Here is a 24416-nt window from a genome sequence, read left to right on the forward strand (position 1 = left end):
GTGATTTGATCTGTAATTTTTAAGCTTTATTTGTGGGGGAAAGCGCTAACCGTATTGCCTTACAATATTAATAAGTGGTTTAAGTAATTTGTTTGTTTTTAGCGCATAAATTCAAAGTAAAAGAGATGTGAATTGCTTTTTTGAATTATTGTTAATTTATTCAGCCTATTAGCGTTCCCAGCGTTACTTTTTTGTGATAAAACTAATAAAATGTATGTGACTTATCTATTTGAATTAAAGTGTGTTCCATCAATCTATTTCCTTTTTAGATATTAAAGCTATTAAACAAGATAGGTCACTCTATTATTCTATTCTGCTTCTTTGGTATAAGTTGCACCCAAATGCCAAGCAAAAATCAATTTTAATTAGGTAAGTCGATGTCTGAAAGCTTTTACGATAAAAATGCAGAGCAATTAGCTGAGTTGTATTTATCTAAAACGTTCGAACAAGTACATCAGTCGTGGCTGAACTATTTAACACCGGTATTAAACAAAAAAGATGCACGTATTTTAGACTTAGGTGCTGGTGCCGGCCGCGATAGCAAATACATGGCAGAGCAGGGAGCAAGCAATAATGTATCAATCACCGCGATTGAACCTGCATTAACCCTTGCCCATTTAGGCAAGCAACAAACGCAATGCTTGAACGTTCGTTGGTTACAAGATTCACTCCCCGATTTAAATGCCGTTACCAAACAAGAAGTCAGCTTTGATTTGATTCTACTCAGTGCAGTATGGATGCATATTCCTGACTCACAACGGTCACGTTCATTACGTAAACTCGCTAACCTACTAAAACCCGGCGGTAAACTCGTTATCTCATTACGTCACGGTCCCAGTGGTGACGAACGTAATATGTTTGACGTGTGTAGCGACCGATTATTACAACGTAGTAAAAAGTTTGGTCTATTACCTTTATTAGTCACTGAAAATCATAAAGATGTTCTTGAAAGAGAAGCGGTTAGTTGGCAAACGGTGGTGTTGCAATTACCCGATGATGGCAGTGGCGCATTCCCTTTTATTCGTCACGTGGCGTTAAATGACGGTAAATCAGCAACACATAAATTAGCGTTGATGCGTGTGTTATTGCGTATTGCAGATGGACACCCTGGTGCAGTGATACGCCGTGAAGACAATCGCGTTATCTTACCTGTTGGGCTGGTGGCTTTATATTGGGCGCATCAATACAAAGATTTAATAGACAAACATGAGTTATTTCAAAGCCCCAATAAAAATATCAATATGGGGTTTATGAAAGCAGATGGTTGGCATCAATTAACTCATCTGCAAGCTTCTGATTATCGCATAGGTAATTTGTTTACAGGTGATAATGCAAAAGCCATGTTTAAAATGCTTTCCGCCAGTGTCAGTAATATTAAAAATATGCCCTGTAAATACATCACATACGCAAATAGTGAAAAAAGTGTATTTGAAGTTGATAGCAAAGTAGTGCGTGCTAGAGATAGCCTTTTTTTAGATCTATCGACATTAAATGAATGGGGAGAGTTTTCATTACCTGAGCATTTATGGATAGCGTTCAGTCGTTATGCTTGCTGGATTGAACCTGTACTTATTTCTGAGTGGGTGAAAACCATGGCAAGTTATCAAGGCAACCAACAATACCAAGCACCTGAACAACAGCACACATTATTTAATGCCTTAAATTGGTTAGAAGCCAAGCGAAATACGACAGAAGTGCGCAATCGTTTTGAAAGCCTCAAGCAACAACAAGGAGCTCAACATAACTGTGTATGGACAGATAAAAGTCTACAGAAGCAATACGCTATCGATCACTGTATGCCATTTTCCCGTTGGCCAAATAATGACTTGTGGAATTTATTACCATCAGATGTCAAAGCCAATGGACAAAAAAGTGATCGCTTGCCAACTGAAACTAAAATGAAAAACGCTAAACAACGCATTACTGATTGGTGGCAAGATGCATGGTTAGAAGCTGATGTAGAGTATGTATCAAATAATGAATCAAACTTTTATGAGTTAAAAGAAGTAAATAATCGCCAACGCTTTTTTGCCGAAGCGAATATCGCATTACCGGGATTAGGTGTAAGCAACAATTCAGTTGATGATCTCTTTGAAGCTTTATTGCTACAAAGAGGGCGCTTGAAAGAAATGCAGCAATTAAGGGAGTGGTGATGTTTACCGTTTTTAAAAAATACATTATTAAAAGTTTTAATGTTAAGGGCCAACTAAAAAATATGAATTATATCCCTCCTCTCGCAGTATCATTTGTGTGGAATGGTACTGATGAAAAGTCAGTAAATAATATTTTAGATGTAATAAGTAATCAATTATCACGTTCGGTAGATAATCCTTTTTCTAGAGGTTTGGACGTTCCTATATTTTTTTATAGATCTGAAAGTGAAGAGACGGTTCCATTATCCACTCCTACTAATAAAGCTGAAAAAAATTTAATAATCGCTTTCACAAGCATTAATACAGCTTCAAGTTTAGATTGGAAAAAATATCTTAAAAATATACAAAGCCAACCAGATTTTAAGTTAATAGGTGTATCCATAGATAAAGTAGGATTAAATCATGCTACAGAACTCAACGGGTTTAATTTTATTCGAGCTTTTGACTGGACAGACGAAAATAAAGCACTTCACGTTACATTAAGTGTTTTACATGAAATTTATCGACTTGGTTATTCCTTACCGGATAGTAAAGCTTTAGGACAAGATTCATCTATTAAAATATTTTTAAGTCATGCAAAGGTAGGCAAAACAGGTATACAACATGCTGAAGCAATTAAACTTTATATAGATAAAACTAACCTTACTAATTTTTTTGATGCTTCCACAATATCTCCCGGCTTTGATTTTGGAAAAGAAATCGAAGGCCATATAACAAATTCAACTTTATTAGCAATTTTAACAGATACATACACTTCAAGATTTTGGTGCCAAAAAGAAATAATTCATGCCAAATCATTAGATCGTCCTATTGTTATACTTAATTCTTTAGAGCTATATGAAGATAGAAGTTTTCCCGAATTGACAAATGCTCCTGTTGTTCATGTGCACTCAACCCCTCTTACAGATGAAAGCATATTAATAACTTTAATTGCTTGCTTGGTTGAAACAATCAGACAGAATTACGTAATTAACAATTTGTTGTGTTACCAAAGAGGAGGATTGATTGATAAACATGCTCAAATTCTTTCTAGGCCTTTGGAATATAGGAAAGCAATACTAAACATAGATAAAGGGATAACTAAATATTGTTATCCTGAACCACCAGTTTATAGGGATGAGTCATCATGGCATGAGATACTTGGGGTTTCAGCTTCAACACCACTTTGGCAGGAAGACCAGCTAAAAACATTATTATCTATGAAAATCGGAATTTCAATCTCTGAATTTTCTACGTTGGATAATAATGATTATGAGCAAAATTTACCCTCTAATACTTTAACTAAATTATCACAAGAACTCGCACGACACCTCTTTTCTAGAAGCTCTACACTAATCTATGGCGGTGATTTAAGACCTGATGGTTTTACCGAATTTATTTTAAATGAAGCTGCTGCTTTAAAATATCAAAATCAAGAACTAAGTGCAGTAGTTGAAAATCATTTAGCTTGGCCTTTGCACCTTTTAGATAAAGATAAAATCAAGGAATGGAGAGCCAATAATTTTGAGATAATTAAAACCGTGAAACATCAACCACCAGAAGATATTGAGATCACATTCCCTCGTGATAAACCTTTACAACCATCTACACCAGAAAATAACTATATCTGGTCGCGTTGTTTAACGGAAATGAGAAATCTTAGTATTGATTCATCTCACGTTAGAATATGTGCGGGAGGTAAAAGAAGTAAATATAAAGGGGCAATGCCCGGAGTACTCGAAGAGATAATTCTAAGCTTATCGAAAAACAAACCCATATTTTTAATTGGTGGTTTTGGGGGAATTGTTCATGATGTTTGTAAACTTTTATTAGAGACTTCTATAGAGGAGCCTTTAACAGAGAAGTGGCAGTTGGAACAAAATGAAAATTATGGTGAATTACAAGAATATGCAAATAAGTTCGATAAACGGGTAATGTATGATGAGATAGTAAATACCATATCGGCTACATCGGTCAATAAATTAGCTGTTGCTTCAGGACTTCGTGTAGAAGAATATAAGCAATTAATGACTACACAGTTTATAGATGAAGCCATCTACCTCTGTTTAAAGGGTTTAAAACAAATAAAGAATAAATATGATCACAATTAATAATCAACAATCAATAAAAACTAGCTGTGGTTACGACACCTTTTGGAAGTTTGCATACGAACGACAAAACATTTTCATGAAAAGGATACAGGGAGAGCGATCGAACTTAACCAAGGATGATGTTTTACAGAACTTTAAGTTTACAAATACCTATAGGGCTTCAGATAGAGTTAGTCAGTATTTAATTAAAAATGTAATTTATACTAAAAAATTTAGTGTTGTTGACACTGTATTTAGAATTTTTTTATTTAAACTGTTCAATAAAATAGAGACTTGGGAGTTATTAGAAAAAACATTTGGTGAAATTACTACTGAGACGTATTCATCCTCAAGATATATTCAAGCTTTAGACAAAGCCATGGATTCTGGCATCAGAATCTACTCTAACGCCTATATGATGGCTTCAGGATCAAAAGCATTTCCTGTTAAAAGAAAGCATCATGCTCACTTTTTTCTTTTGGATAGGATGCTCAAGGATGAACTTCCTCAGCAATTAGAAAGATGCCACACTATGGAAGCTGCATACAATCTAATCCTCTCATACCCTATGATAGGTAATTTTCTAGCATACCAATATGTTACTGATGTTAACTATAGCGAAGTCACCTCATTTTCCGAATGTGAATTTACAGTTCCTGGTCCGGGTTCAAAAGATGGTATCAGAAAGTGTTTTGAAGATAAGGCCGGTTATTCTGACTCAGATATTATTAAGTTAATGACAGATAAGCAGGAATATGAATTTGAAAGACTAGGATTAGACTTCAAATATTTGGGAAATAGATCCTTACAATATATAGATATTCAGAATATTTTTTGTGAAACCGATAAATATTGTAGGGTCGTTCATCCTGAGCTTGAAGGTTATTCTGGCCGTACAAGAATCAAGCAAAAATTTAAAATAAATAATAAACCTATCGACTTATTTTACCCACCCAAGTGGAATATAAGGATGTAATCATATGGATTTAGATGAATATCAACAGCGAGCTGTCGAAACAACCCACTTCAAATTAAAAGAAGATAATGGAAAATTTATAACTTTAATGGGGCTTGCAGGGGAAGTAGGTGAGCTGGCAACAGAGTATAAAAAGCAACTTAGAGATGGTGAAGGGTATACTGTTTTTAAGGATAAATTAACTGAAGAACTCGGTGACATATTGTGGTATTTGTCTGCAATTGCTGAACATGAGAACTTGAAGTTAAATGACATTGCGGAGTCCAATTTATTCAAAACTGAAGACAGATGGAAAGATAATGCAGTCTTGTCGTCATCGGATTTATTAGATAAAGATTATCCCTTAAATGAGCAAATTCCACGAACTTTTTCTGTAACATTCCAAGAGGTATCGCACAAAGATCTACAAAAGTATATTAGTGTTACTTGGGATGAAGGCACTTTTGGCGATCATTTAAGAGACAACTCCTATGATGCTGATTTTTATCGCTTTCACGATGTGTTTCATCTCTCATATGCCGTTATCTTGGGCTGGTCTCCTGTAGTGAGAGGACTTATGAAAAAAAAGCGAAAGTCTATTTTTAAAATCGATGAAGTTGAGGATGGAGGTAGAGCTGTCGTCATTGATGAAGCTATTTCATCATTAGTATTTGAAAATGCTAAAAAACATAGTCACTTTATAAAACAGCAAGTAGTTGATTACTCATTACTTCGTACGATTAAAGAGCTAACTAAGCATTTAGAGGTTAACATCAAAACAGGCAAGGATTGGGAAAAAGCAATCTTACTTGGTTTTTCCCATTGGAATAATTTAAAAAAACATAATGGTGGTGTAATTCATTGCGATTTGATTAATAGAACCATGACGTTTGAGGAAGCAAGCAAGGGCAACTTATGAGTAAAACTATTAAAAATGTATTTGTAAGTCACCATCATAAAGATGATGCAAGTGTTGATGGTTTAACTCGATTAGCCGCAAGCAAAGGATTTAATCTAAGAAATAGCTCTATTAGAGCAAAGCCTGAAAATCAAAAAAGAATTGATGCTAAAAAAATCCCTGAACAAACTATAAAACGACTTTTACGAATGAAAATGAGATGGGCTAGTCAATTGATAGTTGTTATTGGAAAAGAAACTCACTCTAGAAATTGGGTTAATTGGGAAATAGAACAAGCACATAAAATGGGAATGCCTATTATAGGTGTATATGAAAATGGTTTGTCGGATAAAGTTGATCTCCCTGAGAAGCTTTTAGATTATGCTACAGCGAGAGTTGCTTGGCGGGGAGAATCTATAATTGATGCCCTTAAAGGTGCTAGCACTTTTCAAAATCCTGATGGTACACCTTCAGGTAAAATGCAATCAGGGAATGTTGTATGTTAGTAGATCAAAGTAAATCGCTTTTTATATATAGTGTAACGAGAGATTTAGGCTTCGCGCCAAATCCTTTTCATGGTGTTTGTACTTTAGCAACATGTAAACCCGACATTAGAAAGAAAGCTGTTGTAGGTGATTGGGTTATGGGAATTGGGGGCTCTAAAATGACGCTTCAAAAACGGGGATGTATTTTTTTAATGGAAGTAACAAATAAAATAACATTTGATGAATATTGGAATACCCCCGAATACCAATTAAAAAAAGCTGTCCGAAATGGGAGCAAAGTCCAAGTGCTTGGAGATAATATTTATCATAGGTCTGAAGACGGGGATTGGCATCAAGAGGATTCCCATCATAGTAACTATGATGGCACAATCAATGAAACCAATTTAAAAAGAGATACTGGGAAAACAAATAATGTATTAATTTCCAATAATTTTTTTTATTTTGGGGGGCACGCTCCAGCCATTGATCTAGATGCTATAGGACATGGACGGCAGGTTAGAAATTATCAAGGTTACTCTCTAAGCAACACTGAACCAGTGTTTAAAGAAATCTCAAAATTCATTAAAAAACATGCTAGTGATAAAAATATTATACAAGGTGATCCTGTAGATTTTCATTTGTTTGATAAAAGAGTTGATCAGGGTACGGGGCAATATTCTTAACAAAAATTAATATGATCTTTAATCAACCGCCAACTTAGAGGTCACATACCTTAAATATGCTGGCATGGGATGTTTTAACTTCCACGTAATATCCATTGGTTAACATTTTATAAAATAGCTAAAAATAGGTGAAATTAACCTGTAGTTAGTAATTTATTAACGGAATGATTAAGGATAGTGAATAAAGGAGTTATATGACCGAAACTAATAATAACAAGTCACAAACTAATATTAATGAAGTAAAAAAAAATAACATTGAGCAATCACCCTATAAAAGGCTAATTACTGTTTCTGCATTGATTTTTGCCGCTTGGGGAAGTATTTCTACTGCAGGTCACTTTATTGGCTATAGTTTTTTACAAGGGAAAATAGCTGGCCATGGTTTGGGTGAACATGAACTTATTTTGAGTAGTTTTGAAAGTATCATGCAAGCAGGCTATGCAACAAAAGCAATGTTTAATGAGTTTTATAAAGATGTAACAAACTTTTTGGGGCTGGATATATGGGTTCTTTTTTTTGTTGCAATATTTTTAGGTTGTATACTTAAAGCATTCTTATGGGAATCTAAAAAATCTATTGAAAAAGGAAATAAATTCAATTATTTTTCTAAAAAGTTTATTTCTTTACCCAGATGGCTAAAAGGTATGATTATTTATCCAACAGTTTCATCATTAGGTTTTATGTATTTATTATTTTTAATCCTACTCATCTTTTATACTTCGTGGGTAAGTCTTACCATTGCACATGCAGTAGGATATAGAGCAGGTCAACAAGATATTGCTGTTAAGCATTGTGTCGGGGTTGATTCATTGGATAAAAAGTCCGGTTATGTTGCTAGCTGCACTATGTTTTACGATGCAAAAAATAAACTTTATATTGGTAAAATAATTCATAGCAATAAACATATGACATTATTACAAACCAATACTGAAAGTGTTTTATTTGATAAAGATAGAAGGATCATTACTTGTTCTCCAATTCTAGATATTTCATTAAAAAATGAGCAAGTTAAAAATAATTGTATTGAGATAAATTAAAGGATATGTGTGGTTCCATATTTAAATTTCACCTCTGATAAACAACTACTTATCATAAGGTTTTAAATAGATTTAACGACACAAATTTTTAACGGGTTACCTTTGTTCAGGTTTATTCTGCCGCTTTTTATTTTACCTGTAGTTTTAAAGTCGGCTTGGTTTAAAGGCATGTTAGGCGAGTTTTTGGTTAACTTCTTACTAACCAAGTTTTTACCAAAAGAGCACTATACGTTAATCAAAAGTATTACTCTGCCGACTGATGATGGCACAACACAAATTGACCATATTTTGGTGTCTGAGTTTGGCTTGTTTGTGATTGAAACTAAAAATATGAAAGGCTGGATTTTTGGTAATGCCAATCAAAAGCTGTGGACATGCGGATCTGAGATGGCATTAAGACAAGCTAAAAAAGGTAATAATATAGGCAATCAATTCTGGGGGGGTACTAACTTTCCCAAATGTAGAAAAGTGCTAAACCTATGATTAAAAATGCATTCACTGATTATATTAAAGCAACTAATCTTACTGGTAGCCAAAAAGCAAATTCGTATATTAAAGCGCTCGATATTTTAAGTTTGCTTATTAAACACGAGCCGTATGGTTTTAATGATTGTAAAGATATTTGGAAGGTAGAATCTGTTGAGCGTCTATATCAGCTTTATGTTTTCGTTTTGCAACAGAGTAAAAAGAAAGATAATAATTTATGGGTGATTGATGAACTTCCTAAAAGTTATTTAGCCAATGGTTTTTGTTCTGCAGCATTAAAGTCTTTTATGAAATTTTTGGTTGAATTCAAGTTTGAGAAACGCTTACTTCATAATATAAATGAAGAAGGGGTTCAGGTTCCAATTGATCTACACTACCCACGTTGTTTGCTAGATGGCATTGGTCATGCAGAAGGGCGCGATGTTGTTAGGGAAGTCAATGTTCGCACTAACCAAAATGTATTCAGAAAGATAATACTTCGTATTTATAATCAATCTTGCTGTATTACAGGCTTAAATATTCCAGAAATAAATAGAGCGAGTCATATTGTGCCTTGGGCTGAAAATAAAACAATACGCTTAGATCCTGCTAATGGTCTTTGTTTGTCAGCAACCTACGACGCTGCTTTTGATAAACATTTAATTAGTTTAGATGATGATTATCGAATAATTATAAGTAAGACTATCAATGATTATTATACTTCGAACAGTGCAAATGAATACTTTATTAAAAAACAAGGCATGAAAATAAACCTACCTAATGCTCACAAACCTAACAAGGAATATTTAGAAATTCATCGTAATAATTGTTGTTTATGAATGTCAGTTGATTCAAAGTTAATCGCGATCAGATCTATTATTTATCTTTGTGTCATTAAGTCTGGTGACAAGTTTAAGCTGGAAAACAATAAAAAGTGGATTTATTTCGATTCAATATTGCTATAGCTTTACCCTGCGTAGTTAACTATTGTGTAAACTTAAAGCAAACATCAAAAGCCTTTATATGTTTATAACATAGATAATAAATAAGCTCTGGTCGGTCTAATCGAAGCGTTACATTATCGTTATTTTTTATGTAATTTAGGGTGAAACTCTACATCGTCAATCTACCACTCTCAGAATATATGCAATCTCTTACTTTCCTTATGTTATTCGCTATTGAAAATGAAAGGGTCAGTAGAATAGAAACTGTCATTTTACTTTTTAAAATAACGATATTTTGATTAAGTCGCACTGAGGTTAAATAGTTTAATTTTTGCTTACATTGCGCTTTATCTTACTTTCTCACTTAAATTCCCTCCAAAATACTGTATAACAGTGCTTTTCTGCCAATGTTGATTTTTTGTCTATTTAGGAGTTGTTGTGGAAGTTACTTTATTGTTGTTGCAACAGCTTAGTGTTTACTTGGTGATCACGTATTTGCTGAGTAAAACCCCGCTTTTTATGCCGATGCTTTTCATCTCCGGGCGTAACTCTCACCGTATCGCGTGTTATTTATTGTTTAGTACCTTTTGTATTTTAGGCACTTACTTTAGTTTGTCGATTGAAAATGCGTTGGCTAATACGCGTGCGATTGGTGCGGTAATGGGTGGCTTGATGGGCGGCCCTGTTGTTGGGCTGGCGGTAGGGTTAACTGGTGGTTTGCATCGTTATTCTATGGGTGGTTTTACCGATGTTGCTTGTATGATTTCAACTACCTGTGAAGGGTTGATTGGTGGACTGCTGCATCTTTATTATTTACGTAAAGGGTGCATAGAGAAAATTTTTAGGCCGCTGACTGCTATGGCGATCACTCTGTTTGCTGAAATAGTGCAGATGTTGATTATTCTTATTGTTGCGGAGCCTTTTGATAAAGCTTTGTTGTTGGTGCAATCGATTGCGTTACCGATGATTATTGCAAACTCGGTGGGGGCGGCTTTGTTTATGAGCATCATTCAAGATAGAAAAGCGATTTTTGAGAAGAACTATAATGCGTTTTCTAATAAGGCGTTACGCATTGCGCAGCTTTCAGTTGGGGTGTTCCGCAATGGTTTTGATGCTAAAAGCTGCCAGAAGATTGCTAATATTATTCACCAAGAGACGGGTGTTGGCGCGGTATCTATCACTGATAGAGAAAAGATTTTAGCCTTTATTGGTGTGGGGGATGACCATCATTTATGTGGTACGGTGATCTCCTCTGACTATACTTTACAGGCGATTAAAAGTGGCGAAATGACTTATGCCGATGGCTATTCTACGGCTTACCAGTGTTCTATTCATGAAGATTGTAAGTTAGGTTCGGTGTTGGTGATCCCGTTATTAGAGGCTGATGGACGTGTATTGGGTACGGTTAAGTTGTATGAGCCTAAGCAGAAGATGTTTTCGACGTTAAATCGTAGTTTGGGGGAGGGCTTAGCTAAGCTTATCTCGAATCAAATTTTATTAGGACGATATATTCAGCAAAAGAATTTATTGAATCAATCTGAAATTCGTTTGTTACAAGCACAGGTTAACCCTCACTTTTTGTTTAATACATTAAATACGATTAGTGCGGTGACAAGAAAAGATCCTCAGAAAGCGCGTGAGTTAATTCAGCATTTATCACACTTTTTTAGAAGTAATTTAAAACAAAATATTGATCAAGTAACGGTTAAGGAAGAATTAGAGCACGTGCATGCTTACCTTGAGATTGAGCTTGCGCGTTTTGCTGACCGTTTGAGTGTGCGAGAGAATATTGCCGATGAGTTGTTATCACTTAAAATCCCTACCTTTACTTTACAGCCGCTGATTGAGAATGCCATTAAACATGGTACGTCGACGTTAATTGGTAAAGGGGAGTTGGATATTAATGGTTATTTGCTGGAGCAAGGTAAGGAAACGTTAGTGGTGTTGGAGGTGATTGATAATGCCGGAAACTATAAAACGCCAACGAATATGAATAGCAAAGGGTTAGGGTTGCAGATTGTTGATAAACGTATCAAAAATGAATACGGACAGCGTTATGGATTAACGATGACCTGTGAAACCGGTGTATATAGTAAGGCGACTATCCTTATCCCTCTGCAAAAACGAAAGGAAGCATGATGTTAAAAGCAATTATCATTGACGATGAGCTGTATGCGCGTGAAGAGCTTAACGAGTTATTATTTGAAACGAATCAAGTGCAAGTGATTGAGCAGTGCAGTAATGCCATTGAAGGGTTAAAGGCGATTAATAGTTTGAAACCTGATGTGGTGTTTTTGGATATTCATATGCCGCAAATTAGTGGTTTAGAGTTATTAAGCATGCTTGACCAGGAGACGATGCCGAAGGTGGTATTTGTGACGGCCTATGATGAGTATGCGGTGAAAGCTTTTGAAGATAATGCTTTTGATTATTTGCTTAAACCGGTTGAGAGTTGCCGTTTATTAAAAACGTTAAAGCGGATCAATGCAGAAAGGTCTGAGCTGCCTAATTATGAGCCTATTATTAATAATAAGCTGGAGTTGATCCCTTGTTCGGGGTTTAATCGCATTTTATTACTCACGCCTAATGAGATTGAAATCGCGATGTCTGAGCAAACTGGTGTACATCTGTTAACTGAAAAAGATAAGTTTACGGCTAGTTTGTCTTTGAAGGTGTTAGAAGAAAAAACTGATTTGATTCGTTGTCATCGTCAGTATTTGATTAATCCAACTTGTATTCGTGAGATCAAGTTATTGGATAACGGCTCTGCGGATATTGTGACTAAGTCCGGCCATCATGCCCCTGTTAGCCGCCGTTATTTGAAAGTGATTAAAGATCGTTTTGGCTTGTTGTAAATCAACTAACCTGTGCTGCTAATTCTCTAGGAACAGCGGCAAGGATCACACTTTTGTTATGCTCCCAACCCACGTTATTGCTCGGTTAGCTTGTTATTCTTTGAGTTTAAGTTACCAGTAAAAACCACTTAATTTCGATATTAACCGTTTAAATGTGTATTTGACCACTTAAGCAATCAACTACTGTTATTTAACAGCGGAAGATTATAGTGCCAGCATCAAATTAACTCATTTAAAAGGAATTTAATCATGCTTTGGTTTCTCTTTTGTTTAGCACTGCTCATTGGCGGTTACTTTATTTACGGTAGCTTTGTTGAAAAAGTTTTTGGCGTTAAAAAACAACGTCAGACACCTGCCTATGAAAAACAAGATGGCGTAGATTATGTTGCTATGTCGACTCCTAAAGTTTACTTAGTACAACTGCTTAACATTGCCGGTGTTGGTCCAATCTTTGGTCCTATAATGGGGGCGTTATACGGTCCTGCTGCGATGTTGTGGATTGTACTAGGTTGTATCTTTGCTGGTGGCGTGCATGATTATTTCTCTGGTATGTTATCAGTGCGTAACGGCGGAGCATCGGTTCCTTCTATTACTGGTAAATACTTAGGTAACAATGCGAAACACTTTATGAATGTGTTTGCGTTGGTACTTTTACTGTTGGTTGGGGTTGTTTTTGTTTCGGCACCTGCTGGCATGTTAACTAATTTAATTAATGACCAAACGGATATGACGGTATCGTTAATGACGATGGTTGCGATTATTTTTGCTTACTATGTTGTGGCGACAATTGTACCGGTTGATAAAATCATTGGTCGTTTTTACCCATTCTTTGGTGCGTTATTAATCTTTATGTCTGTTGGCTTAATAGTTGCCGTGTCAGTCTCTGCTGATCATACTTTATTAGGTGATTATGAGATGGGCCAGATGTTCACGAATATGAACCCAAATGACCTTCCATTATGGCCTGCATTGTTTATCACGATTGCTTGTGGTGCGATTTCTGGTTTCCATGCAACACAATCTCCTTTAATGGCGCGTTGTATTGAAAATGAAGAGAATGGCCGTTTTGTATTTTACGGTGCAATGATTGGTGAAGGTGTGATTGCGCTTATCTGGTGTGCGCTTGCTTTATCATTCTTTGGTTCTGTTGAAGCGTTATCTGAAGTGGTTGCAACGGGTGGTCCTGGTGCTGTGGTATACGGCGCGTCTTTTGGTTTATTAGGTGTGTTTGGTGGTATCTTAGCTTTCTTAGGTGTGGTTATTTTACCGATTACGTCTGGCGATACTGCTTTCCGTTCAAGCCGTTTAATCTTAGCTGAATACTTTAATATGGAACAAAAAACGATGCGTAATCGTTTGTTCATGGCATTACCTTTATTCATATTAGGTGCGATTCTAACGCAAGTAGACTTCGGTATTATCTGGCGCTACTTTGGTTTCGCTAACCAAACAACTGCTGTGATGATGTTATGGACGGCAACTGCTTACTTAGCACGTCATAACAAGTTCCATTGGATTGCGACAGTCCCTGCGATGTTTATGACTGCTGTGGTTATTACCTTTATCTTAAACAATTCAACATTAGGTTTTGGATTGGCGATGCAAACATCAACGGTGATTGGTATTTTATCAACTGTTGCGATTACGGTTTATGTGTTAACGAAAGCGAAACGTGAGTTGTTTGTTAATGCAAAAGGTAAGGCTGTTGATGATGATGGTGTTGAAGTAGAAGTTTTAGCACAAAAGAGTTAAATCCCTCTTAACTGATGTGCTAAGCCCTCTTTAAACGAGGGCTTTTTTGTATCTGGTGTTTTATTTGAGGGGGAGGTTGTTACGTGTGTTTTGCGAGGATATACATCTTGTAACTTGCTCGTTCCTCATGCTCCGCGTGGGAATGTGGTTTTTGTTTGAATATAGCTGAGTATAGTTTGAAGTTTTTTTGATGGGCTCGCCTGCGCTGGTCGTGGCTGATTGGTGTTTGTTTTTGATGAGCTCGTCTGCGCTCGTCGTGGCTGCTTGATATTTATTAACTTTCGTTTCGCCTTGTCGGCGACACTACTTTCTTTTATCAGAAAAGAAAGTATGCAAAGAAACTGACACCGAGTCGTTTTCTGATCCAAGTAATCAATCCCTTTTTAACGCAGCAGCTCATACAGCACATCCATGTGCTGAATGAGCTTAAGCCAAACGTCCTGTTTGGCTTTGCTAAAAGAAATCGATGACTTGGGAAAACTTTACGGTGGGGTTGTTGTAGCCACGTTGATTGACCTAGTTTGTTAATTGAAATGGATTGATTAATTGATAGGCTTTTGCAAGTAACTGCATTTACATTGCTTTAAGTTTGTTTTAGAAACTTTGTCGCTCGGCTTGGCTATTTGTATTTAGTTAAATATGGTTTTAAGTTTTAGCTCGTCTGCGCTCGACATGGCTGATTGGTATTTAGTTAGATATGGTTTTAAGTTTCAGCTCGTCTGCGCTCGTCGGGTCGGTTTGATCATTATTAGCAGTATTTTCGCCCTGTCGGCGACACGTCTTTCTCTTATCAGAAGAGAAAGGCGGCAAAGAGACTGACACCGAGTCGTTTTCTGATCCAATCTAAACCGACATTTTAAACGCATCATGTCAGGATGGCCGTCCGTGGCCATTCTGAAATTATCGCAAACGTCCTGTTTGCGATTGCTAAAATGCCAGTTTAGCTTGGGAAAACTTTACGGTGGGGTTGTTGTAGCCACGTTGATTGACCTAGTTTGTTAATTGAAATGGATTGATTAATTGATAGGCTTTTGCAAGTAACTGCATTTACATTGCTTTAAGTTTGTTTTTGATGGGCTCGTCTGCGCTCGGCATGGCTGGTGGTTATTTAGCTTCAGTTTGATTTAGGTTATGGCTCGTCTGCGCTCGACGGGTTGGTTTGATCATTATTAGCAGTTTTTTCGCCCTGTCGGCGACACGTCTTTCTCTTGTCAGAAGAGAAAGGCGGCAAAGAGACTGACACCGGGGCGTTTTCTGCTCCAAGTAATCAATTCCTTTTTAACGCACCAGCTCATACAGCACATCCATGTGCTGAATGAGCTTAAGCCAAACGTCCTGTTTGGCTTTGCTAAAAGGAATCGATGACTTGGGAAAACTTTACGGTGGGGTGGTTCGTCCACAGAGAGTGATGGTTTTGTTGGTGCAATATTTAAGTCTGTAAATAGGGATTAACTGCTTACAGATCAAAATAAAATACTAGAAATGGATGCTTTGAGTTTGGTTGGGGTTTTAGCTCGTCTACGCTCGTCGTGGCTGCTTGATATTTATTAACTTTCGTTTCGCCCTGTCGGCGACACGTCTTTCTCTTATCAGAAGAGAAAGGCGGCAAAGAGACTGACACCGAGTCGTTTTCTGATCCAAGTAATCAATCCCTTTTTTAACGCACCGGCTCATACAGCACATCCATGTGCTGAATGAGCTTAAGCCAAACGTCCTGTTTGGCTTTGCTAAAAGGAATCGATGACTTGGGAGCACTTTACGGTGGTGATGTTGTAGCCACGTTGATTGACCTAGTTTGTGAATTTAAATGGATTAATTAATTGATAGGCTTCTGCAAGTAACTACATTTACATTGCTCTGAGTTTGTTTTTGATGGGCTCGTCTGCGCTCGGCATAGCTGGTGGTTATTTAGCTTCAGTTTGATTTAGGTTTTGTGGTTCGTCTGCCCTCGTCGGGTCGGTTTGATCATTATTAACTTTGGTTTCGCCCTGTCGGCGACACGTCTTTCTCTTATCAGAAGAGAAAGGCGGCAAAGAGACTGACACCGAGTCGTTTTCTGATCCAATCTAAACCGGTATTTTAAACGCATCATGTCAGGATTGCCGTCCGTGGCCATTCTGACATTATCGCAAACGTCCTGTTTGCGATTGCTAAAATGTCGATTTAGCTTGGGAAAACTTTACGGTGGGGTTGTTCGTCCACTGTCAGTAATGGCTTTGTTGTTGCAGTGTTAGATATTGATCTGTGATGAGTTGGTTTATATTGTTGAAAACAAAAAGGGCTAACTGGTTTTTGCCTGTTAGCCCTTTAGGAATGACAATGCTATGGGATAGCAGTGTCTGAAGTCAGTATTATTCTTCGTCGTAATCGTAGTCTAATTCTTCATCATCGTCAGCTTCTAGTGCGCGTGCACGAGCTTCTTCTCTTTTTGCTAAGAATTTTTCATTTGCTGCTTCTTTAGCGGCTGCTGCTTTTTCTGCTTGTGCATTACGTTCTGAGCGACGTTCTGATTTACGTGCGTTGGCTTGCTTTTGTTTCTCTAAAAAGCCAGCTAACTCAGCCGTTGCCCATTCAATGGCCAAGGCTTCAGTTGCAAAACCATCTTGTTGTTTTGAAACACTGCTTCTACGAGCACTAACACGACGGGTGATTTCTGCACTCCAGGTATTAGCGTCCTGTTTGATTGTGTAATCGAACTTTTTTTGTTGGGTCATGAGCTATTCCTAGTTTAGACTTGTGGTTATTTTAGGCGCGCGATAGTAACACAGATTAGTTACAATCATCACCGCTTATTTGTTGTTAATTTTTGCCCATTCAAATCCATCATTACTTTTTATCACTGATGGCTTTTTCACTTCTTTTGGCGCGGGTTCTTGTTGCTTTTTATCTTGTGTCGCTAAGATACTGCGTATTAGCTTAGACGTTTCAGGATGTTTACTGCAAAAGGTTTTTAAATATAAAATCTCAACACGGCTTCTCGCCCAAGGTGTTTGACGTAAAAATTTAAGGCAAGATTTTTGAGTTGGATTATTTAAAAAGCATTTTATCCCTAATTTGTCACCCATCTCTTTCCAGGAATGTTTAGTCTGTAAATCAGTGAGTATTTGAGCTAATTTGATGCCGTATAAAGGGTCATTTGTTTGCATGTGTCATTATCTTATTTATATCGCGTGATTGAGTATGAAGCTTATAGCGTGTCAGCTTACAGCAACTTGAAATTAATGTTTACTTAAATGAAAAGATGGTGCAACTTTTAGTGCATTAGTAACGCTTTTTTAGTGCGAATTAGTTCACAATAGGGCGATGAAAACATATGATAGCGCTGAAACTGATAGCAAGAGGTAGTGATGGCTTATATTCCAAGTAATTATAAAAGTTTAGAACACGATTATCGTGATAAAGCATTAAAATTGTTTCCCTGGGTTTGTGGAAAGTGTACTCGCGAGTTTGTGTATTCAAATCTTAAAGAGTTGACGGTGCATCATATGGACCACGATCACAGTAACAATCCTGCCGATGGCAGTAACTGGGAATTGTTGTGTATTTACTGTCATGACCATGAGCACGATAAATATACTCAGGCAGATTTATACGGTAGTCATGTGGAAGCGGGCGATGAAAATGTAGCAACAGCAACTTATAACCCATTTGCTGATCTACTCTCCAAAATGAACAAATAAACGCTCACTTTATTTCAAATCATACAATGGTTATTTTTTGATTATTGTATGATTACTTTTCCCCTGAAAATTTTTTCTAGCCTCTCCTGTATCGACCTTACCCATATCTCTTTGTTATTAATCACACAAATCGTTATTTTGTATTTGAACTATTTATTGGTTTTTTTGCATATTTATTCACTCTGGCTATATATTTTATAAAATTTGGCTATTTACTTTTGTTTTTGTAGTGATATTTTGTTTCGCCTAATTAACATCTTGTTTACATAATTTGATGTAAGTATCTGATGCTATTAAATAAAATTAAGGAAAATATATGCAGGAAGTAGTAGATTTTTTGAACGGTATTATATGGAGCCCTGCGCTCATTTATTTATGTTTAGCGGCGGGATTATTTTATTCAATTCAAACTCGATTTGTGCAAGTTCGTTTCTTTAAAGAAATGTATACACTATTGTTATCAGGAAAAACCTCTGCAAAGGGAATTTCATCTTTCCAAGCATTATCTGTTTCATTATCTGGTCGTGTTGGTACGGGTAATATTGCGGGTGTTGCAGCGGCGATTGGCTTTGGTGGCCCTGGCGCGGTGTTTTGGATGTGGGTGGTTGCTTTCTTAGGGGCTGCGACTGCATATATTGAATCGACGTTAGCTCAAATCTACAAAGAAGTAGATGACGGTCAATATCGTGGTGGTCCAGCTTATTACCTTGAAAAAGTGACGGGACAGCGCTGGTATGCGGTTATTTTTGCTATCGCAACGATCGCAGCTTGTGGTTTTCTATTACCGGGCATCCAGTCTAACAGCATCGGCAATGGTGTCGAAGTCGCATTTGGTACTGGCACGATGATTGAAACGGGTTTAGGTGTGTTCAGTGAAGCTAAAATAATGACCGGTATGGGCATTGTTTTGATGCTTGGTTTTATTATTTTTGGTGGTGTTAAACGTATCGCTAACTTTACTCAAGTTGTTGTGCCATTTATGGCATTAGCTTACGTATTAGTGGTTTTTGTTATTATCGCGTTAAACATCTCTCAATTACCTGATGTATTTATGATGATTATTGGTGATGCATTCAGCCCAATGGCGGGTGTTGGTGCAGCTATTGGTTGGGGTGTTAAACGTGGTGTTTACTCTAATGAAGCTGGTCAAGGTACAGGCCCACATGCTGCCGCTGCTGCTGAAGTTGAGCATCCTGCACAGCAAGGTTTAGTACAAGCTTTTTCTGTATACATTGATACGTTATTGGTTTGTTCTGCTACGGCGTTTGTTATTTTAATTACCGGCGCATATAACGTTCACGGCATTGGCGATACATTCTTAATACAAAATGTTGCAACTGAAATAGCGGCAAATGGCCCTGGGTTTACACAATTGGCTGTTGAGCGTGTTTTACCGGGTATTGGTAAACCATTTATTGCCTTTGCGTTGTTCTTTTTCTCTTTCACTACTATTTTGGCTTACTACTATATTGCTGAAACGAATGTGGCTTACCTTCGTCGTACATTAAAACTACCTGATTTTACTTTCCTATTAAAAGTGGCTTTAATTTCTGCCACTTTTTACGGTACGGTGAAAACGGCTAATCTTGCATGGGGTTTAGGTGATGTTGGCGTTGGTCTAATGGCATGGTTGAATATTTCAGGCCTATTAATTATCTTCTTTATGGGCAGACCTGCTATTAAAGCGTTAAAAGATTACGAGCAACAACATAAGCTACAACCAGAATCGTACACGTTTGATCCGCTGAAACTAGGTATTAAAGATGCGACTTTTTGGGAAAATAGATTTTCAAAGAACCAAAAGAAGTAATCTTGATATATTAATCTATCGAGCATAGCTAACTTAGGTTCAATTAATTGAATCGTAAAGCCGCCATTTTTGTTAAATAAAATGGCGGTTTTTTATTTTCTGCATTGCGTTGATCTCTGAACCTAAGTCAGTATATTAAGCGTTAACTTTTTATTAAATAAAATGACAATAGGATAACCACCATATGACTACTAAAGCACAGCAAGTTGAATTAGAAGCAGCAGCATTTCGTCGTTTATTAGCACATTTAGATAGCCGTAAAGATGTTCAAAATATTGAGTTGATGAATACGTCTGGTTTTTGTCGTAATTGTTTGTCTAAATGGATGTTAGCTGAAGCTAAAGAGCGCGATATTGAGATGACTGACGATCAAGCACGTGAGCATATCTACGGTATGCCTTATAGTGAATGGAAGGCTAATCATCAATTGCCAGCAACACCTGAGCAAATGGCTAAGTTTGAAGCTTTAAATGCTAAAAAATAGGTTTTTAAGTTAAGGTCAAAATGATTAACCTCTAAGGGGTTAAAAGGGTAAGGTTAAAATTAAAATTAAAATTAAAATCAAAAGCTAAAAGCGTTTAACCACGAAGGCACGAAGGGTGAAGAAGGTAAGGTCAAAAGCTTTGTAAATAATAAATTTGATACCTAAGTTCTTTAGCTTTTCTTCGTGCTCTCTGTGCAGCGGCTTCGTGGTTGCTTTGGTTTTAAGATCAAAATCAAAAGCTGTTAACCACGAAGGCACGAAGGGTGAAGAAGGTAAGATAAAAACCTTTATGAGTAATCAATAAACTCAACCTTTATACATTTATTGTCTTAGAGTTTTATCTTATCTTTGCTGTTTTAGCCTTTCTTCGTGCTCTCTGTGCAGCGGAGCGGCTTCGTGGTTGCTTTGGTTTTAAGATCAAAATCAAAAGCTGTTAACCACGAAGGCACGAAGGGTGGAGAAGGTAAGGTCAAAAGCTTTGTAAGCAATAAATTTGATACCTAAGCTCTTTAGCTTTTCTTCGTGCTCTCTGTGCAGCGGAGCGGCTTCGTGGTTGCTTTGGTTTTAAGATCAAAGTCAAGAGCTGTTAACCACGAAGGCACGAAGGGTGGAGAAGGTAAGGTCAAAACCTTTTAAAGAATAAAAAATTATGCTTTTTATATCCATTCCTTTAAGGTTTTAGCTTTTCTTCGTGCAGCACAGCGGCTTCGTGGTTGCTTGTGTCTTATGGCTATATTTCATTTTCTCGGTCTAACAGTAACTGCCACAATGCTTCGTAATTGAGCATGTTGAGGTGTTTTCTGGTCTGATTGTGGCGCAGCTTATCTTCCGTATTATTATAAGGGCCTGTTGCACACAATTCGCAATAGGCTTCACCTTTATATGCAGCAACGCTTAGCTCTTGTTTTAAAGGGTGTTGCTTATTATCACTCCAGACATAAGTAATGCCTTTAGTATCTTTAACATGTTTATCTCGGTCCACATTACGCACTTTATAACCTGGGAATGCATCAATGTCGAAGTTATGCCAGCCTAAGTATTCAATATCAGTATTTCTGTCTAATGAATTCTCGATGTTCCACTCTTTATAGGGTTTTACATCTTTAGAGGTGATGTAGCATAAACGAGCACCATTAGGATCTAAAAAATGTTCAAAAGAATGAATCAAAAATGTCCGTAATAATTGACGATTTAACGTATTGATATGTACTTCTTTACACTTTTCTTGGAATTCTTGATGCGATTTAAAAGCAGGAATAAGCGGGAATTGAAAAATAACCAGATCAAAATGATGTTTTTTTAGTGCACCCCATGAGCTTGGATCCATCACATCGAAGCCACATAAAACAGGGCATTTTTTTTGTAATAGAGTGTCATAATCATTGACCGCATATTTTGCTAATAAGATCTCGCTATCATCAAATACGGTGGCCGTTAAACTTGATGGCTGGTGGTGTGTTAATAATGAGGCAGAAAATGATAGATCACCGTCACCCACAGTTAATACGCGCCATTCTTTATTAATGATCATGTTTTATTCCTATCTGAAAAATCGCGCGCAGTATAACAAATAGAACGCTGAATACTTATTTTTTACGCTTAAATGAAACGGTTTTGGTAGTCTGAATGTCGAGGTGCATTGGAGTGCCTGAATTTTATTTAGTAGTTACCTATTAGCAACCTTGTGCTATCTATTAAGCGCTTTATGGTTGGTAAAATGAAGATATCGATTTGTGTTATTCACGGATAACCTAAAGCGATAACACTAAAACAGGCTGAAAAAATGTATCTAATCAGCCTGTTTTTCGTTTCGGTGTATTATTTTGACTGTTATGCGTCAGAACTTGTTAATAGAGCATCAAACTTGTCGTTGCCACGTAAATTCTCAAAGTCATCTTCTTCGGCTGCTAATTCTCTTAGTGCGGAGCGGCCCTCTATGGCTTTTTCTAAATCGCTGATTGCTTGATCTTCAACTCCTAAACAAGCATAGGCACAGGCTCGTTGGTAAAATGCATCTTGGTTTTTATCATCCATGTCTAGCACTCGGTTACAAATACTTAATGCCCAATGGAATTCTTTCATTTCCATTGCTGCATCGGCTTTAGAGGTAAGCGCTTCTAAATCGCCGGGTCTGATTTTTAAAATCGCATCATAGGCTGACATTTTTTGCTCAGGCGTTTGGCTTTTTTGAGCACGTAACCATAGATTGTGTATTTCATTTATTTTTTCAATTTCAATGTGGTTATCTGCAATGCGTAATGTTTTTCTGCGTAACTCTTTCTCTAATCGTTGAAACTTTTCTTCATAAGATTCTGCAATCATTTTAATTTGAGTATTTGCTTTCTTGGTGGTGTTAACGCGGATCTCATGTAATGATTTCCAACCAAATAATGCAACTAATGATGCGACACCGGCAATAACATAGAAGAAAAAGTTAACGGTTTGTTCTGCATAACTTAATGATTTATCAGCAACATTTAATTCTCTATCGGTAATTTCAATGGTGAGGCGACGTTCTAAATCTTGTAAATCATGTCGAGTGGCTTTTAGCTCATCAAGAATATAACGTTCGACCAAGGCTTTTTCAGAAAAGCTAGGGGTTGCGGTATTATTGGTTTTTGATGCGACGGCAGCCAATGATTGCTCTTGTATTTCATTCACAGAGGCTTCATCTACTGATTTCACGTCCGCCCAGCTAACAGTTGAAATGATGCTGCAGAATGACAGTAACAGTGCTTTTCTTGACATGATTTCTTATTCCTTTGGATCTCTTTAAGTAATCTGAAAGTATGACCTATGTCTATATTTTTACAATAGCCAAGGGTAACATTTATCTTGAATTTACGATTAATTACGGGTTGAATAGCTAACCCATTCCTATAGTGAGAATCAACAATGCAAGAGCCTGAAAATAATCAACAAAAGTGGCTATCTGGTTTTATGAAAGAAACCTTCAAAGAGCAAAAAAGAACCCGTCGTTGGGGGATATTTTTTAAACTGTTAACTTTTACCTATTTATTTGTCGCACTTTTTTTATTTATGAACACGGGAGTGTTGGATAAAGAGAAGAAGAATCAACAACCTCATACCGCGATGGTGGTGGTGAATGGTGTTATTGCTGCTGATGAAGAAGCCAACGCTAATAATATTGCGAGTGCCTTAAGAGCGGCTTTTAAAAATGAACAATCAAAAGCGGTAATGTTAGTGATTAATAGTCCCGGCGGTAGTCCAGTGCAATCGGGTTATGTTAACGATGAAATTAAACGGTTACGTGGCATTTACCCTGATAAAAAATTATATGCTGTGATTGCCGAGTTAGGTGCGTCGGGTGGTTATTACATGGCGGTAGCGGCGGACCAAATTTATGCTGATAAATCTAGTTTAGTGGGTTCTATTGGTGTGACTGCATCGAGTTTTGGATTTGTTGACTTGATGGAGAAAGTGGGCGTTGAACGTCGTCATTATACTTCTGGTGAACATAAAGCATTTTTGGACCCTTTTTCACCGGCTAAAGCGGAAGAAGCTGAGTTCTGGCAAGGGGTGTTAGATAGTACGCATAAACAGTTTATTAAAGTAGTAGAAGAAGGCCGTGGTGATCGTTTAGTTAAGGATAATAAAGATCTTTATTCTGGTTTGATTTGGAATGGTGAACAAGCTTTAGCATTAGGTTTGATTGATGGTTTAGGTAGCCCTGGTTATGTTGCAAGAGAAGTGATTAAAGCGGAAGAGATTGTTGATTATTCATTTAAGGAATCAAAATTAGAAAGCTTTACTAAAAGCCTTGGTTTATCAATCGGTGAAGGTTTAGAAGAATTGCTTAGCACATCAAGCGGTTCGCTAACGTTAAGGTAAAGTTATTTTTAAACATAAAGCTAAAAGTGGCAAAGTTAAAATAAAAAGCGATTAACCACGAAGATGTATGGACTCCCTCTCCCAGAGGAGTAACGTAATAAATGCAAACTTTTACTAAGGAGCCCATACATGAATGATTTTAACGTTATTGCCATAGATTTGGCAAAAAATTCATTTCAGGTTTGTAAAACCGATCATCGAGGCCATGTTATCTTTAATCGTTCAATGTCCAGACAAAAACTTAAAGAATTATTAATCAAGGAAAAACAATCACTGGTGGCGATGGAATCTTGT

Annotated in this window: 20 protein-coding genes and 1 pseudogene; 17 read left to right on the forward strand and 4 right to left on the reverse strand. The window is 37.0% G+C overall.

Features of this window, described 5'->3' with window-relative positions; translation table 11 throughout:
- The first annotated feature begins 377 nt into the window (after positions 1 to 377).
- The 12 genes from MT391_RS17770 (at position 378) to MT391_RS17825 (ending at position 14296) form a co-directional block, all read left to right on the forward strand.
- Positions 378 to 2153: a class I SAM-dependent methyltransferase gene (locus MT391_RS17770; RefSeq protein WP_499499300.1), complete on the forward strand. Its 1776-nt coding sequence runs from the start codon at positions 378 to 380 to the stop codon at positions 2151 to 2153.
- Positions 2153 to 4243, forward strand: a complete 2091-nt coding sequence (locus tag MT391_RS17775) for a hypothetical protein (protein ID WP_499499302.1) — start codon at positions 2153 to 2155, stop codon at positions 4241 to 4243. The genes MT391_RS17770 and MT391_RS17775 overlap by 1 nt, the downstream gene beginning before the upstream one ends.
- Entirely contained in the window at positions 4230 to 5198 is a 969-nt protein-coding gene (locus tag MT391_RS17780; protein ID WP_499499303.1) for a nucleotide kinase domain-containing protein, read from the forward strand. The genes MT391_RS17775 and MT391_RS17780 overlap by 14 nt, the downstream gene beginning before the upstream one ends.
- A gap of 4 nt (positions 5199 to 5202) precedes the next feature.
- Positions 5203 to 6096 carry a nucleoside triphosphate pyrophosphohydrolase family protein gene (locus tag MT391_RS17785; RefSeq protein ID WP_499499305.1) on the forward strand — a complete coding sequence of 298 codons (894 nt, stop codon included), beginning with the start codon at positions 5203 to 5205 and terminating at the stop codon, positions 6094 to 6096.
- Positions 6093 to 6581 (forward strand): TIR domain-containing protein, encoded by a 489-nt coding sequence (locus MT391_RS17790; protein WP_499499307.1) that lies wholly within the window; start codon positions 6093 to 6095, stop codon positions 6579 to 6581. The genes MT391_RS17785 and MT391_RS17790 overlap by 4 nt, the downstream gene beginning before the upstream one ends.
- Positions 6575 to 7243, forward strand: coding sequence for an Nmad2 family putative nucleotide modification protein (locus tag MT391_RS17795; protein WP_499499309.1), 669 nt, complete (start codon positions 6575 to 6577; stop codon positions 7241 to 7243). The genes MT391_RS17790 and MT391_RS17795 overlap by 7 nt, the downstream gene beginning before the upstream one ends.
- Positions 7244 to 7437: 194 nt before the next feature.
- Positions 7438 to 8280 carry a hypothetical protein gene (locus MT391_RS17800; protein ID WP_499499310.1) on the forward strand — a complete coding sequence of 281 codons (843 nt, stop codon included), beginning with the start codon at positions 7438 to 7440 and terminating at the stop codon, positions 8278 to 8280.
- A gap of 102 nt (positions 8281 to 8382) precedes the next feature.
- Positions 8383 to 8763, forward strand: a complete 381-nt coding sequence (locus tag MT391_RS17805) for a nuclease-related domain-containing protein (protein WP_499499312.1) — start codon at positions 8383 to 8385, stop codon at positions 8761 to 8763.
- Entirely contained in the window at positions 8760 to 9584 is an 825-nt protein-coding gene (locus MT391_RS17810) for an HNH endonuclease (protein WP_499499314.1), read from the forward strand. Before MT391_RS17805 ends, MT391_RS17810 begins: the two co-directional genes overlap by 4 nt.
- A 543-nt stretch (positions 9585 to 10127) precedes the next feature.
- Positions 10128 to 11828: a LytS/YhcK type 5TM receptor domain-containing protein gene (locus MT391_RS17815; protein WP_166370434.1), complete on the forward strand. Its 1701-nt coding sequence runs from the start codon at positions 10128 to 10130 to the stop codon at positions 11826 to 11828.
- On the forward strand, positions 11828 to 12544 hold the full coding sequence (gene btsR / locus MT391_RS17820; protein ID WP_499499316.1) for a two-component system response regulator BtsR: 717 nt from the start codon (positions 11828 to 11830) through the stop codon (positions 12542 to 12544). Before MT391_RS17815 ends, btsR begins: the two co-directional genes overlap by 1 nt.
- A gap of 249 nt (positions 12545 to 12793) precedes the next feature.
- Positions 12794 to 14296 carry a carbon starvation CstA family protein gene (locus MT391_RS17825; RefSeq protein ID WP_166370430.1) on the forward strand — a complete coding sequence of 501 codons (1503 nt, stop codon included), beginning with the start codon at positions 12794 to 12796 and terminating at the stop codon, positions 14294 to 14296.
- A gap of 2351 nt (positions 14297 to 16647) precedes the next feature.
- On the opposite strand, the gene MT391_RS17830 is transcribed toward MT391_RS17825, so the two are convergent.
- Complete coding sequence (locus tag MT391_RS17830) at positions 16648 to 17010, reverse strand: DUF3622 domain-containing protein (protein ID WP_166370428.1); 363 nt, start codon at positions 17008 to 17010, stop codon at positions 16648 to 16650.
- Between the two features lie 75 nt (positions 17011 to 17085).
- Positions 17086 to 17442, reverse strand: coding sequence for a VF530 family DNA-binding protein (locus MT391_RS17835; protein WP_166370426.1), 357 nt, complete (start codon positions 17440 to 17442; stop codon positions 17086 to 17088).
- 201 nt (positions 17443 to 17643) lie between these two features.
- On the opposite strand from MT391_RS17835, the gene MT391_RS17840 reads away from it, so the two are divergent.
- The 3 genes from MT391_RS17840 (at position 17644) to MT391_RS17850 (ending at position 20270) form a co-directional block, all read left to right on the forward strand.
- On the forward strand, positions 17644 to 17976 hold the full coding sequence (locus MT391_RS17840) for a YajD family HNH nuclease (protein ID WP_166370424.1): 333 nt from the start codon (positions 17644 to 17646) through the stop codon (positions 17974 to 17976).
- A gap of 316 nt (positions 17977 to 18292) precedes the next feature.
- Complete coding sequence (locus tag MT391_RS17845) at positions 18293 to 19786, forward strand: alanine/glycine:cation symporter family protein (RefSeq protein ID WP_499499318.1); 1494 nt, start codon at positions 18293 to 18295, stop codon at positions 19784 to 19786.
- Positions 19787 to 19970: 184 nt separating this feature from the next.
- Entirely contained in the window at positions 19971 to 20270 is a 300-nt protein-coding gene (locus tag MT391_RS17850; RefSeq protein ID WP_166370420.1) for a DUF1244 domain-containing protein, read from the forward strand.
- A gap of 730 nt (positions 20271 to 21000) precedes the next feature.
- Here MT391_RS17850 and MT391_RS17855 read toward each other — a convergent pair.
- Together MT391_RS17855 and MT391_RS17860 are read right to left on the reverse strand one after the other, a co-directional pair.
- Positions 21001 to 21801, reverse strand: coding sequence for a class I SAM-dependent methyltransferase (locus MT391_RS17855; protein WP_499499319.1), 801 nt, complete (start codon positions 21799 to 21801; stop codon positions 21001 to 21003).
- A 299-nt stretch (positions 21802 to 22100) separates the two neighbouring features.
- Positions 22101 to 23018 (reverse strand): tetratricopeptide repeat protein, encoded by a 918-nt coding sequence (locus MT391_RS17860; RefSeq protein WP_166370416.1) that lies wholly within the window; start codon positions 23016 to 23018, stop codon positions 22101 to 22103.
- A 147-nt stretch (positions 23019 to 23165) separates the two neighbouring features.
- Between MT391_RS17860 and MT391_RS17865 the strand changes: the two genes are divergently transcribed.
- Together MT391_RS17865 and MT391_RS17870 are read left to right on the forward strand one after the other, a co-directional pair.
- Positions 23166 to 24122, forward strand: coding sequence for a S49 family peptidase (locus MT391_RS17865; protein ID WP_499499320.1), 957 nt, complete (start codon positions 23166 to 23168; stop codon positions 24120 to 24122).
- Between the two features lie 129 nt (positions 24123 to 24251).
- Positions 24252 to 24416: pseudogene (locus MT391_RS17870) on the forward strand (IS110 family transposase); the annotation flags it as partial.

Origin of the sequence: Vibrio sp. 1-Bac 57, from assembly GCF_037546855.1 — a bacterium.
Taxonomy (GTDB): Bacteria; Pseudomonadota; Gammaproteobacteria; order Enterobacterales; family Psychromonadaceae; genus Psychromonas.

Coding starts and splice junctions, on each gene's coding strand:
- MT391_RS17860 (WP_166370416.1), bottom strand. CDS start 23,018: ATGTCAAGAAAAGCACTGTTACTGTCATTCTGCAGCATCATTTCAACT.
- MT391_RS17835 (WP_166370426.1), bottom strand. CDS start 17,442: ATGCAAACAAATGACCCTTTATACGGCATCAAATTAGCTCAAATACTC.
- MT391_RS17845 (WP_499499318.1), top strand. CDS start 18,293: ATGCAGGAAGTAGTAGATTTTTTGAACGGTATTATATGGAGCCCTGCG.
- MT391_RS17825 (WP_166370430.1), top strand. CDS start 12,794: ATGCTTTGGTTTCTCTTTTGTTTAGCACTGCTCATTGGCGGTTACTTT.
- btsR (WP_499499316.1), top strand. CDS start 11,828: ATGTTAAAAGCAATTATCATTGACGATGAGCTGTATGCGCGTGAAGAG.
- MT391_RS17770 (WP_499499300.1), top strand. CDS start 378: ATGTCTGAAAGCTTTTACGATAAAAATGCAGAGCAATTAGCTGAGTTG.
- MT391_RS17800 (WP_499499310.1), top strand. CDS start 7,438: ATGACCGAAACTAATAATAACAAGTCACAAACTAATATTAATGAAGTA.
- MT391_RS17840 (WP_166370424.1), top strand. CDS start 17,644: ATGGCTTATATTCCAAGTAATTATAAAAGTTTAGAACACGATTATCGT.
- MT391_RS17830 (WP_166370428.1), bottom strand. CDS start 17,010: ATGACCCAACAAAAAAAGTTCGATTACACAATCAAACAGGACGCTAAT.
- MT391_RS17865 (WP_499499320.1), top strand. CDS start 23,166: ATGCAAGAGCCTGAAAATAATCAACAAAAGTGGCTATCTGGTTTTATG.
- MT391_RS17795 (WP_499499309.1), top strand. CDS start 6,575: ATGTTAGTAGATCAAAGTAAATCGCTTTTTATATATAGTGTAACGAGA.
- MT391_RS17850 (WP_166370420.1), top strand. CDS start 19,971: ATGACTACTAAAGCACAGCAAGTTGAATTAGAAGCAGCAGCATTTCGT.
- MT391_RS17855 (WP_499499319.1), bottom strand. CDS start 21,801: ATGATCATTAATAAAGAATGGCGCGTATTAACTGTGGGTGACGGTGAT.
- MT391_RS17775 (WP_499499302.1), top strand. CDS start 2,153: ATGTTTACCGTTTTTAAAAAATACATTATTAAAAGTTTTAATGTTAAG.
- MT391_RS17790 (WP_499499307.1), top strand. CDS start 6,093: ATGAGTAAAACTATTAAAAATGTATTTGTAAGTCACCATCATAAAGAT.
- MT391_RS17780 (WP_499499303.1), top strand. CDS start 4,230: ATGATCACAATTAATAATCAACAATCAATAAAAACTAGCTGTGGTTAC.
- MT391_RS17785 (WP_499499305.1), top strand. CDS start 5,203: ATGGATTTAGATGAATATCAACAGCGAGCTGTCGAAACAACCCACTTC.
- MT391_RS17810 (WP_499499314.1), top strand. CDS start 8,760: ATGATTAAAAATGCATTCACTGATTATATTAAAGCAACTAATCTTACT.